The 11,193-nt window shown below is 49.8% G+C and carries 15 protein-coding genes and 1 riboswitch; of the genes, 13 read left to right on the forward strand and 2 right to left on the reverse strand.

What is annotated here, in order from left to right; translation table 11 throughout:
* Nucleotides 1-7: 7 nt before the first annotated feature.
* The 9 genes from fliS (at nt 8) to flgL (ending at nt 6,144) form a co-directional block, all read left to right on the forward strand.
* Nucleotides 8-382: a flagellar export chaperone FliS gene (fliS, locus tag AB9R92_RS05990; RefSeq protein WP_370668558.1), complete on the forward strand. Its 375-nt coding sequence runs from the start codon at nt 8-10 to the stop codon at nt 380-382.
* Nucleotides 383-697: 315 nt separating this feature from the next.
* Nucleotides 698-1,495, forward strand: coding sequence for a flagellar motor stator protein MotA (gene motA / locus AB9R92_RS05995; protein WP_370668559.1), 798 nt, complete (start codon nt 698-700; stop codon nt 1,493-1,495).
* Entirely contained in the window at nt 1,479-2,258 is a 780-nt protein-coding gene (gene motB, locus AB9R92_RS06000; protein WP_370668560.1) for a flagellar motor protein MotB, read from the forward strand. Before motA ends, motB begins: the two co-directional genes overlap by 17 nt.
* A gap of 10 nt (nt 2,259-2,268) precedes the next feature.
* Nucleotides 2,269-2,685: a flagellar basal body-associated FliL family protein gene (locus tag AB9R92_RS06005; RefSeq protein ID WP_370668561.1), complete on the forward strand. Its 417-nt coding sequence runs from the start codon at nt 2,269-2,271 to the stop codon at nt 2,683-2,685.
* A gap of 108 nt (nt 2,686-2,793) precedes the next feature.
* Nucleotides 2,794-3,210 carry a hypothetical protein gene (locus tag AB9R92_RS06010; protein WP_370668562.1) on the forward strand — a complete coding sequence of 139 codons (417 nt, stop codon included), beginning with the start codon at nt 2,794-2,796 and terminating at the stop codon, nt 3,208-3,210.
* 20 nt (nt 3,211-3,230) lie between these two features.
* Entirely contained in the window at nt 3,231-3,503 is a 273-nt protein-coding gene (gene flgM, locus AB9R92_RS06015) for a flagellar biosynthesis anti-sigma factor FlgM (protein WP_058382090.1), read from the forward strand.
* A 40-nt stretch (nt 3,504-3,543) separates the two neighbouring features.
* Nucleotides 3,544-4,020: a flagellar protein FlgN gene (locus AB9R92_RS06020; RefSeq protein ID WP_370668764.1), complete on the forward strand. Its 477-nt coding sequence runs from the start codon at nt 3,544-3,546 to the stop codon at nt 4,018-4,020.
* 27 nt (nt 4,021-4,047) lie between these two features.
* Nucleotides 4,048-5,238, forward strand: coding sequence for a flagellar hook-associated protein FlgK (gene flgK, locus AB9R92_RS06025; protein WP_370668563.1), 1,191 nt, complete (start codon nt 4,048-4,050; stop codon nt 5,236-5,238).
* 24 nt (nt 5,239-5,262) lie between these two features.
* Nucleotides 5,263-6,144, forward strand: coding sequence for a flagellar hook-associated protein FlgL (flgL, locus tag AB9R92_RS06030; RefSeq protein WP_370668564.1), 882 nt, complete (start codon nt 5,263-5,265; stop codon nt 6,142-6,144).
* A 184-nt stretch (nt 6,145-6,328) separates the two neighbouring features.
* On the opposite strand, the gene AB9R92_RS06035 is transcribed toward flgL, so the two are convergent.
* Both AB9R92_RS06035 and AB9R92_RS06040 read right to left on the reverse strand, forming a co-directional pair.
* On the reverse strand, nt 6,329-7,141 hold the full coding sequence (locus AB9R92_RS06035; RefSeq protein WP_370668565.1) for a flagellar hook-basal body protein: 813 nt from the start codon (nt 7,139-7,141) through the stop codon (nt 6,329-6,331).
* 15 nt (nt 7,142-7,156) lie between these two features.
* Complete coding sequence (locus AB9R92_RS06040; RefSeq protein WP_370668566.1) at nt 7,157-7,960, reverse strand: flagellar hook-basal body protein; 804 nt, start codon at nt 7,958-7,960, stop codon at nt 7,157-7,159.
* 215 nt (nt 7,961-8,175) lie between these two features.
* Nucleotides 8,176-8,262, forward strand: a riboswitch (cyclic di-GMP riboswitch).
* Nucleotides 8,263-8,339: 77 nt separating this feature from the next.
* Between AB9R92_RS06040 and flgB the strand changes: the two genes are divergently transcribed.
* Genes flgB through fliF form a run of 4 tightly spaced genes read left to right on the forward strand, consistent with a single transcriptional unit; the run spans nt 8,340 to nt 11,187 of the window.
* Nucleotides 8,340-8,735: a flagellar basal body rod protein FlgB gene (gene flgB / locus AB9R92_RS06045; protein WP_370668567.1), complete on the forward strand. Its 396-nt coding sequence runs from the start codon at nt 8,340-8,342 to the stop codon at nt 8,733-8,735.
* A 5-nt stretch (nt 8,736-8,740) separates the two neighbouring features.
* Nucleotides 8,741-9,193: a flagellar basal body rod protein FlgC gene (gene flgC, locus AB9R92_RS06050; protein WP_058382083.1), complete on the forward strand. Its 453-nt coding sequence runs from the start codon at nt 8,741-8,743 to the stop codon at nt 9,191-9,193.
* A 25-nt stretch (nt 9,194-9,218) separates the two neighbouring features.
* Nucleotides 9,219-9,515, forward strand: a complete 297-nt coding sequence (gene fliE, locus AB9R92_RS06055; protein WP_058382082.1) for a flagellar hook-basal body complex protein FliE — start codon at nt 9,219-9,221, stop codon at nt 9,513-9,515.
* Between the two features lie 22 nt (nt 9,516-9,537).
* Nucleotides 9,538-11,187, forward strand: coding sequence for a flagellar basal-body MS-ring/collar protein FliF (fliF, locus tag AB9R92_RS06060; RefSeq protein ID WP_370668568.1), 1,650 nt, complete (start codon nt 9,538-9,540; stop codon nt 11,185-11,187).
* Nucleotides 11,188-11,193 lie beyond the last annotated feature (6 nt).

Raw genomic sequence — 11,193 nt, forward strand, 5'->3', positions numbered from 1 at the left:
AACAATAATGGCAACGATCAATCCTTACCAGACCTACCAGCAAAATTCTGTCATGACTGCATCTTCCGAGGAATTAACCTTGATGCTTTATAACGGCTGCTTGAAATTCATCAAACTCGCGAAAAAAGCGATGCTTGATAAACAGTTTGAAGAAAAAAACAAAAACCTCCTGAAAGCGCAGGCCATCATCCAGGAACTGCGCAGCACTTTGAACCCGGACATCGCGCTGTCGAAAGAACTCGAACAGCTCTATGAATACCAGAACAATTCGCTCATGGAAGCGAATATGAAAAACGACGCCGAGGCACTCGATGCTGTACTCGCGGATGTAACAGAACTGCGCAACACATGGAAGCAAGCCATGGCACTGGCAAAACAATAAGGGATATGTTGGGTTGAAGTATTGAAAAAAGTGGAACTCTTGCGGATCTCCTAAACAACGAAATCTCTTCCCGCAAAAATCTTTTCGGTTCACCGGGAAAGCTGTGATGCACAATAGCGTTTCAGTGCTGAAAAAAGCGGAAGGCGGCGACTCCAGCGGGAATAGCATGAGTCTTGAGACCCCGCAGGGAGCGAAGCGACTGAGGAGGCTCAAGCCATGCCCGCGGAAAGCGTCCGCCTGCAGCGACTTCATCGCCCATATATTTTTCCAAATTATTCAACTCAACAAATATCCAAAGTGAAATGAGGTATGGACGTGGATAAGACATCTTGGTTAGGCATCATCTTGGGCGTACTTGTGCTCGTCGGCGGCATGGCCTTGAAAGGGTCCAGCCCGGCCGCACTGTATAACCCCGCCGCATTGGTCATCATTTTCATCGGCACCGCCGCCTGTATCTTGATCGCCTTTCCGATGGAAGAAGTAAAGCGCATCCCGGGGTTGTTCAAAGTATTGTTCGGTGAACAGAAAACATTGTCGATCAAAGAAATGATCCCAATGTTCACTGGCTGGGCGATGGTCGCAAGAAAAGAAGGTTTGCTCGCCTTGGAAGAGCGCGCAGAAGAAGTGGAAGACCCGTTTTTGCAGCGCGGCTTGAAAATGGTCGTCGATGGCCAATCGCTCGAGCACATCCGTGACTTGATGGAAGAAGACATCGCGGCGATGGAAGACCGCCACGAACTCGGGGCGAAAATTTTTACCCAAGCCGGGACGTACGCTCCGACGCTCGGCGTACTTGGTGCCGTTATCGGTCTCGTCGCAGCGCTCGGCCATTTGGACGATGTGGCATTGCTGGGAAAATCGATTTCCGCAGCATTTATTGCGACGCTGTTCGGGATTTTCACAGGATACGTTTTGTGGCACCCATTCGCCAATAAATTAAAGCGCAAATCCGAGAAGGAAGCGCGCGTGAAACAAATCATGCTCGAAGGCTTGCTTGCCGTACAGGAAGGCTTGCCTGCACGGAGTGTAGAAGAAAAACTTTTGACGTATCTGCCGGCTAAAGACCGTGTGCTAGAAGACGAACAAAAGAGTGGTGTTGAAGTTGAAGCGTAAAAAAAAGCACGAAGAACATGTCGACGAATCCTGGCTCATTCCGTATGCGGACATCTTGACGCTGCTCTTGGCGCTATTCATCGTGCTGTTTGCGGCAAGTGATGTCGATGCGAAGAAATTCAAGGCCATTTCCGAATCGTTCAATGTGGAATTGCAAGGAGGCACCGGCCTACTTGACCAGTCCGCCCCTGTGGAACTGGATACCGACACTTCGCCATTTGCGATTGTTCCAGAAGAAGGCATGACCAAAGAAATGATGGAAGATCTGGAAGCAATGCGCGACCGAAAGGAACTGGGGGAGTTCCAGGAGAAAATCGAATCGTATATTGATGAAAAGGGCTTATCGCCCAAACTTCAAACGGAGTTGACCGATAAAGGGCTCATGCTGACAATCAATGAAGGCGTCTTGTATCAGTCCGGAAGCGCGAATATCGACGACCAGGCGCGCACCATCGCGAGCGAGTTATCAGAGCTGCTCGTCAGCGATCCGCCGCGAATGATCTATATTGAAGGCCATACGGACAACGTGCCGGCAGTTGGCGGCGAGTTCGAATCGAACTGGGAACTCAGTTCGGCCCGCGCCATCAACTTTATGAAGATTTTACTGGAAAACGGCGACTTGGACCCGAGAAAATTCAGCGCAACCGGCTATAGCGAATACCAGCCGATCGCCGGGAACGATACACAAGAGGGACGTGCGCAAAATCGCCGCGTCGAAGTGCTGATTTCTCCTTATGAGAGTCAGCCGGAAACCGAAGAGTAAGAGGTGGATGATGAAAAAAATATTGTTGGTCTTATTGATTGCGGCGCTTTTAGGTGCTGGAGGAGCAATCTATTTTCTCCTAACGCAAAAAGAAGTAGATGCAGATGCACCGCTGACGGCCGACGAAATGGTCGAACTGAGCATCGACACGGAAGAAATTACGACGAATCTCGCCACGCCAGCATCTTATGCAGTGGTGCAGTTTAATATTCTATCAGCGGATAAAAAAATAAAAGAAGAAATGGAAACACGCCATGCGGAAGTCCGGGCAGCGGCAATTGCGACTGTGGCCGGCATGGAAAAAGAGCAATTGGTGGGCACAGAAGGCATTGCCTTGCTCCAGGATGAAATGACAGCGCAGCTCGAAAGTCTGGTCGGCAAAGGGAAGGTCGAACGGGTGTTGGTCACGCAGTTCAAAGTGCAATAATGTTTTTTAAAAAAAGGCTAAACATTTTTTAGGAATAGCCGATAATAGTAGTATAGCTAGTAAATCGAAATTCAAGTCCATCCAGGGCTGATTGTAAGAAGGAAAAAGGTGATCTATTTGACAACCCCGAAACTGGACAACTGCCCGAGTTGTGGAGCACTCTTTTTTCGTGATCAAATTGCTTACTGCTTGAAATGCCATCACGAAAATGAAATAGCTTTTGAAAAAGTTTATGCGTTTTTGCAAGAGAATGAACACCAGAATGCTTCGCTCGAGGATGTCCATCTGTTCACCGGCGTTTCTGTGCATCGAATTTCAGAGTTCTTGCGGGAAGGGCGGATCTTGACCGGGGACTATCCGAACTTGGGGTACCCGTGCCCGCATTGCAAGAAGTTAATCCATCGGCACATGTTATGTGAGGATTGCCGCTTATCGTTCATCAGAAGTGCGAACGAAATTTTAGCTGAAGAGGCGCCAGGCGGCAAGTTAATGGCCAGCCAGGCGCATTGGAAAATGAAGAAATAAACTTAAGAGGTGGTGAAGGAATGAATATTGATAAAACGAATAGTTCTTCCTTTATACAATCTTATCAAAAACAAATGCAGGTGACGCCGGCCCAAAAGGCGCGCCCGCTCCAACAGGAAGACCATCTGCAGATTTCAAGTGAGGCGAAGGCGATGTTCGAGAAGAATACGGAAGCGGATATCGCCCGTCAGGAAAAAATACAGCTGCTGAAAGCCCAAGTAGCTTCCGGCGAATACAAGGTGGACCAAGACAAGGTAGCTGAGAAAATCCATCAGTACTGGTTTGATAAATGACAGTTGAGCGATGGGAAGAGAGGGAACTCAAGTGCTGAAAATGATGACCACAACACTGGATGAGCTGATCGTAATCCAGCAGCAATTGATCCGCTACGCTGAACGCAAGCAAACGGTGTTGATCGAGAATAAAGTCGATGAGCTGACAGAACTCGTCAAAGAAGAGACGCGGCTCATCCGCAGGCTCGGACAACTGGAAGATGAACGGGAACGCCTCGTAGTGGAAGTTCTCGAAGAACATCCCGGACTCAGCTTCAGCCAGTTCACAGAACAATTGTCGGATGAGACGGCAAAACAAGCGCTTCAGGACCAATTAACGACCTTGAAGCAATTGCTCATGGAGCTGCAAGCGAAAAACCGCCAAAACGAAAAATTGGTACAGGACTCCGTAGATTTTATCGCAGGCATGATCGGGCATATCACGACGCCTGCTAAACAGCCCTACAATTACAAGCCTCAATCCGGCACCAAAAATACACAGTCAACCAATCGGGGCTTTTTCGATACAAAAGCATAAAGTCCCGAGAAGAAAGCAGGGGATCACGTGTCAACTTTTCATACTTTGGAAACCGGCAACCGCGGCTTGTCTGCAAGCCAGGCAAGTCTCTCTACGACCGGCCAAAATATCGCGAATGCCAATACGAAAGGCTATTCGCGCCAACAAGTGAATACGAGTTCCTCTGCTTCCCTTGAAGTCTGGACCAGTCAAGGTGCCGGCCAACTTGGCACCGGCGTTTCCGTCGATTCGGTGATGCGCGTGCGTGACCGCTTTCTCGACCAGCAGTACCGGGGACATACGGCAGAACTTGCGGAATGGCAAACGAAAAGCGAGGCACTCGGAAACGTCGAAACGATTCTCGGGGAACCGGGAGACAATGGCCTCAACGCTTCGATGGGCCGTTTGTGGAGCGCCTGGCAAGACCTGGAAAGTGATCCGTCGAATCTTGCCGTACAAGCAGTCGTAAAAGAACGGGCGCAAGCTTTTGCGGACGTGGCAAAAACAATTGACCGGTCGATGGGCGATTTGGCCACAGAATTAAAAGAGCGTTTAACGGCTGCAGAAAAAGATGCGCAGACCTTGATTTCGCGGATTGAAGAATTGAACAAAAACATCATCCGAACAGGCCCGCAGGCAAACAATTTACGCGACGAACGCGATGCGGCTGTCGATGAGTTGTCTCAGTTGATGGACATCAAAGTCACAGAAAAAACAGATGGCAGCTATGCACTAACGCTGGCATCGAACAATCAGCCAGTGAAAGCCGGCGAAGCGATCGACCTTGAAACAGCAGGCGGCAAACTTGGCGGGCTCGCAGAAGCCACAGCCACTGTCGCGAGCTACCAAGAAAAAATCAGCGTCGCGGTGACAGAGTTCGCTGAAGCGAACGGCAATGTTTTTGAAAGTTCGCCGACGGGTGAGTTGAGTGTAGTGAAAGATGTCCAGCTCCAACTGCCAAAAGGGCTCGACGCAGACGTGAAAAAAGTACAAGCCGATTTTCGGGCACTGGTCAGCGGTTTGGGTGCGGAAGCACAGAGCGCAGGCTATGCGGTTTCGACGCAACAGCAATTGATGGCCTCGACCGAAAATCGCCGCCAGTCAGTCGCCGGTGTTTCGCTGGATGAGGAAATGTCGAATTTGGTGAAATTCCAGCATGCGTATAATGCGGCAGCCCGCTTGGTGTCAACTACCGATGAAATGCTCGATACGATCATTAACCGGATGGCTGCACGCTAAAGCTGATAAACGGAGGACAGTCCAATGAGAGTAACCCAACAAATGATGCATCAAAATTCCGTCAACCATATGCAGCAAAATCTCGGGCGCTTTGAGAAAACCAATTTGCAGGCATCCAGCGGAAAATTGCTTCACAAACCGTCTGACGATCCGCAAGCGGTGGCGAAATCGATGAGCTTGAAAAGCGTCATGTCGGCGAACGACCAATTCGAGCGTAATATCGGAGATGCCAATTTATGGCTGGATGAAAACGATCGTTCCATCCAAGCGATGGTCGATGTCACCCAGCGCATCCGGGAGCTTGGGGTTCAAGGGGGCAGCGGGACATTGTCTCCCGAAGATCGTGAACTGATTTTCAAGGAAGTCAGCGTGCTCAATGAGCAATTGCGCGAATTCGCCAATGCCGAAGTCGACGGCCGATATTTGTTCGGAGGCGGCGACGGCACGGTAAAGCCTTTTGCGGATGCCGTTTCTTTTGAAGCAGCACCAGCGAACGGGCCGCTGAAAACGGCGAAAATCGGTGTCGGGCTGCAGCTTGAAATCGGCATCTTGCCGGAAACTCTGGTCGGGAGCGGCGACGAGCCCAGCAATTTGTTCCGGGCAGTTGGAAAACTCGCTGACAGTATACAAGCTGGCGATTCCGTCAATCTCGATGAAATCGATGATGCGATGGAGCGTTTGTTGACCTCAGCCGCTGAAAACGGCGCACGCCAAAATCGTGTCGAAGCGACCGAAAGCCGCTTGTTGGACGCCAAACTTTCTCTTGGATCTGCGCTATCTTCTATAGAAGATGTAGATTATGCTGAGATACTAATAAAATTAAAAGGTGAAGAAAGCATTTACCAAGCGAGCCTGTCATCTTCTGCCAAGATTATGCAGACCAACTTAATGGACTTTCTTCGATAAACAGCAGATGCACACAAGCATCGGCTGTTTTGTTTTTACCTAATCGGCTGCATAAGCTTGAAGGATACGCTGATTGTTTGATAGCTATTATCCAACGCATTGCATAAAAAACCCGCATTTCCAGATGATTCCTGGAAATGCGGGTTTTTTCGTTGCTATATTAATCAAATATAATTGGAGAATATTAGGATTTCATCGTATTGACCAAACCCATCATATCGTCTGCAAACGAAATGGCGCGGCCTTGTGATTGAAACAGGCGCTGCGTTGCGATCAGTTCGGTCATTTCACTCGCCATGTCGACGTTCGAAGTTTCCAGCACCGCTTGAGAAATGGGGGAACCCCCTAGTTCCAAGGCACCGGTGGCAATTTGTTCAGCTTCAGTGCCTGGCAAGCGGTAGCGATTATCGCCTGCTTTTTCCAGAAGGGCGGCACGGTTGATTTGAGCGGTACCGAATTGGAAGGTTTCAGCTGCTTGGCCGGCATAAGTTGCCGTCACGACGCCGTTTGACCCGATGTTCAATTCATCGTATCCGGCAGCAAACGTAATTGGTGTCCCGTCAGCGTCCAAAACCGAATCGCCGGAAGCGGTGACAAGTGCCAAGCGGCCGCTGCCTGGAATCGGCTCGGCTTGGAACGATCCATTTCGGGTGTAATAAACGCCATCCTCATTGGAAACGCGGAAATAGCTATTCGGGGAATCGATCGCAAAGTCCAGTTCGCGGCCCGTTTCCTGCATCTGCCCGAGCGAATGGCGGGTGATGGCATCGGATAACAGTGTGCCCCCGCCGATGCGCAGCCCGTTCGGCGTGCTCCGGCCGATTTCATTGGCAGGCCCGGCTTGCTTATTCACGCTATGGAGCAACGCGTCCGCAAAATTGGCTTCTTGTTTTTTATAGCCGGTCGTATTGACGTTGGCGACATTATTGGCAATCATGTCGATTTTTTTCTGCAGTTCGCGCATCGAGCTGCTCGCTGCATTCATTTGGATGTTCATATGCTTGGCTCCTTATCAGACCCGGCCGATTTCGTTGACCGCTTTTTCCATGCTGCGGTCATAGGCCTGGATCACTTTTTGGTTGGATTCGAATCCGCGGTAAGCGGTCATCATGTCGGTCATCGTGCGGGTCAAATCGACATTCGACTGTTCGATGAAGCCTTGCTTGACGAAACGCTCGGCGTCACCGGCCAGTGCCGGGGCGCCTGCATCGTCTCCTGCCCACGCAAGCAAGTTATGGCCTTGCTTGATCAATTGTTCCGGTTCATCCGTTGCCCCGATCCAGATGCTTCCGGCACCTACGCCATCCGAACGCGTGAGTTCGCCGTTCGTTTGGACAGAAAATTCGCCATCGCCGACTTGCAGCGGCTGGAGGTTGTCACCGAGCACACGCTGCCCGAAACTGGTCGCAAGGAATCCTTCCGCGTCGACCGTGAATTGCCCGTTGCGCGTATAGCGGACGTCGCCTTCTTCTGTTTCAACCGCAAACAATAAAGTTCCGCGTTCGCCGGTTTCATCGTCTAGCGGCAAATTATCATTGACCAAAGCGAAATCGGTCGCATTGCCCGTTTCGCGTATCGGCCCTTGCAAAAAGGAAGGAATCGCTTCCTGCACGTAAACACCAGTGGAAAGCCGGCCGATCGGCGCAGGCTGATTGGCATTCTGCGCTTTAATCAATTGCTGTGGAAACGAGCGAATCGCTGCTTCGTCTGTCTTAAATCCGGGAGTATTGGAATTTGATAGATTATTTGTCAATATTTGTTGACTTCTGTTTTGAGACATCATTCCTGAAGTGGCTGTGTATAATCCTCGGAACATATTACCTATTCACTCCTTAAAATATAGTCTTATAGACTATAATTTCATTGTCATATCCCTATTTTAACAGAAAACCGTAGATTAAATGGAAAAAATAGTAGAATTTTTTTATAAAATAAAATAGCCAAAATAAAAAAAGCATGATACTATACCGAGGTAGTAAAGACTAAAAATGATTCGAAAAGACGAGTTTAAAGAAAAATATACCCATATCATGACGATAATAGCAAACTTATACGAAAGTTAAGGACGCAAAGCTACGGGTCTAACTGTCTAAGACACATGATCGCCGAGCCGCCGAAAGATGGTAGATTTGTCTCAAATCCACCTTTTTCAAAGTGGGTTTTTTATTTGGTCAAATTCGGGACGGGGGAGAAAAATGATGAATATCTTTCCATCAAGCATTCAAAAAATGGAGCAGGCCTTGTCGACTTCGACATTGAAACAGCGTGTCCATGCCGGCAATATCGCCAATGTCGATACGGCGAACTATAAAAGCAAGCAAGTGAATTTTCAGCAGGCAATGGAGCAGGCGAGCGCTTCGCGTATGAATAGTTACCGCACTGATGTACGCCATTTGGAGTTCCAGAGCGGGGCGGGGGCAACGCCAGTGACGGTCAACCACAATACGAAAATGACGCCGAATGGCAATAATGTCGACATGGATTTTGAAATGGCGGAACTGGCGAAAAACCAGTTATGGTATAACGCCGTTACAGAGCGGGTCAACGGCAAGTTCTCGAGCTTGCGTTCGGTCATCAATGAAGGGAGATAAAACGCATGTCTTTGTTTAATGGTCTGAATATTAGCGCGTCCGGATTAACCGCCAACCGTTTGCGGATGGATGTCGTGTCTTCGAATATCGCCAATGCCAATACGAACCGTGCCGAATTGGTCAACGGGGAATGGGTGCCGTACCGCCGCAAGACCGTGGAATTGTCGACCGCCGGCGCATCACCTTTCGCCAAGCAATTAACGGCCGCCATGGAAAATAAAGGGGCCGGGGCAGGCGTTAAAGCGAGCGCCATCCGGGAAGATGCGACGCCGTTTCCAGTCACTTACGATCCGGAACATCCGGATGCCGATGCGGAAGGGTATGTCCGCACGTCGAATGTGGATCCGATTAAGGAAATGGTCGATTTGATGTCGGCGACACGTTCCTATGAAGCGAACGTCACGGCGATGAACGCTTCGAAAAGCATGTTCATGAAAGCACTCGAAATCGGGAAGTAACGAAGTTTAGTTAAGGAGGGGCAGCATGGAGAAAATTGCACAGCTGCAGACACCGTTTCTGCAAAATCAATTCCTGGAAAAAATGCAGCCGGAGCCGCAAGCGACAGGGTTCGGGGATGTTTTCAAAAATGCGTTGAAAGAAGTCAGCGCGGCACAAAATGTATCTGATAAAAAGACGGACCAGTTGCTGACGGGTGAAGTGAAAGATGTCCATGAAGTGATGATTGCGTCGCAAAAAGCGAGCTTGTCGCTGCAAATGACGATGCAAGTGCGCAATAAAGTGGTGGAAGCGTACCAAGAAGTGATGAGAATGCAAGTATGAAAAAAACTAAGGTGTGCGATCAATGAAAGAAAAGTTCGAAACCTATAAAACCAAAACAAAAGAGTCCTGGGGCAGTTTATCAAAAGCGACCAAATGGCTGATGGCCGCGTCCTTTTTCATCACTTTGCTTGCTTTGGGGCTTTTTGTTTTCTTCAATAGCCAATCCGATATGTCGCCCTTGTATTCCAATTTGGACCCAGCGGAAGCGGGCGAAATCAAGGCAGCGATCGAAAGCCAAGGAATTCCGGTCGAAGTGTCGACGGACGGTTCGACGATTTCCGTTCCCGAAGAACAAGTCGCCGGCTTGAAAGTGAGTTTAGCGGCAGAAGGCTTGCCCAAAAACGGCAATGTCACGTACGGCATATTCAGTGAAAACATGGGGCTTGGCATGACCGACCGCCATTTTGATGTTGTCGAACGCGACGCGATGCAAAACGAACTCGCGTATTTGGTGAAACAAATTTCGGGGGTGACCGATGCCAACGTCATGATCACCTTGCCAAAAGAAAATGTTTGGTTGACCGATGAAGAGCAAGTGTCGACCGCATCGATTGTCATCAAAGGCGATGGCAGCTTGAATCTGGACCAAAAACAAATCAACGGCTTATACCATTTGGTCAGCAAGTCGGTGCCGAATCTGCCGATGGAGCAAATCGTCATCATGGACCAGAACGGGCAAGTGTTCGAGTTGCAGGATACCGGGGCACCCGATACCAATTTGACGGTGTACCAGCAAAACCGTGAAATCCAGCAAGGCATCGAACAAGACATACAGCGTGAGTTGCAGCAAATGCTTGGGCTATTGCTCGGGCAGGACAAAGTGGTTGTGTCCGTAATGGCAAATATCGACTTTACGAAGGAAAAACGTGAAGAACAATTGGTGGAGCCGGTCGATCTCGAAACGGGTGAAGGCATCGATATCAGCGTCGAGCGGATCGTCGAAACTTACGCAAGTGAAGGTGCCGCCCTGGCAGATGATGCCGGAACCGGGGAAACGGATATCGCCAATTACCCCGCAGCAGACGGCACCGGGACGAGTGACTCTGAACGGACTGAAGAGCGCATCAACCGCGAAGTCAACCGCATCAGCCGCCAGATCGAGATGAGCCCTTATGTCATCGATGACATTACGATCAATGTCGGCGTCGAGCCGCCGGTGCCGGACAATCCGGCCAGTTTGACCGAGCAGAACATGACCGATATCCGCAATCTACTCGGGAATACGGTCAGCGCATCACTCAGCATGAACGAGTTCCAGCCGACGCCGGCCGAACTCGATGACCGCATTTCAATCTTTGCGACAGAATTCCAAGGGCGTCCGGAACTGGCTGAAGAAGAGCCGGTGACGACGTTCTGGACAGGCGTTCCGCTTCTTTGGTACGTACTCGCCGGAGTGGCTGTGATTTTGTTGACGGGGATTATTCTCCTCGTAGCCAAGAGACGTAAAAGGCAGCAGGAAGAATTGGCAGCAGAACTTGAGATGGATTATTTCGAGCGGGCGGCCGCAAAAATGCAGCCGGCAGCAACCGCCACCAGCGAACAAGATGGTGGAGTCGATTTGTCTGAATTTAATAATCGGACCAATCCGAAGCGCAAAACCATCGAGAAGCTTGCTAAAGGGCGTCCTGATGATTTTACAAATCTACTGCGCTCATGGATGGCGGATGATTAGGGGAGA

Origin of the sequence: Planococcus sp. SSTMD024 (genome assembly GCF_041320495.1) — a bacterium.
GTDB lineage: Bacteria > Bacillota > Bacilli > Bacillales_A > Planococcaceae > Planococcus.

Bases quoted from the DNA above. Each gene is read 5' to 3' on its own strand.
- fliS (WP_370668558.1), top strand. From the start codon at position 8: ATGGCAACGATCAATCCTTACCAGACCTACCAGCAAAATTCTGTCATG.
- AB9R92_RS06005 (WP_370668561.1), top strand. From the start codon at position 2,269: ATGAAAAAAATATTGTTGGTCTTATTGATTGCGGCGCTTTTAGGTGCT.
- flgM (WP_058382090.1), top strand. From the start codon at position 3,231: ATGAATATTGATAAAACGAATAGTTCTTCCTTTATACAATCTTATCAA.
- AB9R92_RS06020 (WP_370668764.1), top strand. From the start codon at position 3,544: ATGATGACCACAACACTGGATGAGCTGATCGTAATCCAGCAGCAATTG.
- flgL (WP_370668564.1), top strand. From the start codon at position 5,263: ATGAGAGTAACCCAACAAATGATGCATCAAAATTCCGTCAACCATATG.
- AB9R92_RS06035 (WP_370668565.1), bottom strand. From the start codon at position 7,141: ATGAACATCCAAATGAATGCAGCGAGCAGCTCGATGCGCGAACTGCAG.
- AB9R92_RS06040 (WP_370668566.1), bottom strand. From the start codon at position 7,960: ATGTTCCGAGGATTATACACAGCCACTTCAGGAATGATGTCTCAAAAC.
- flgB (WP_370668567.1), top strand. From the start codon at position 8,340: ATGATGAATATCTTTCCATCAAGCATTCAAAAAATGGAGCAGGCCTTG.
- flgC (WP_058382083.1), top strand. From the start codon at position 8,741: ATGTCTTTGTTTAATGGTCTGAATATTAGCGCGTCCGGATTAACCGCC.
- fliE (WP_058382082.1), top strand. From the start codon at position 9,219: ATGGAGAAAATTGCACAGCTGCAGACACCGTTTCTGCAAAATCAATTC.
- fliF (WP_370668568.1), top strand. From the start codon at position 9,538: ATGAAAGAAAAGTTCGAAACCTATAAAACCAAAACAAAAGAGTCCTGG.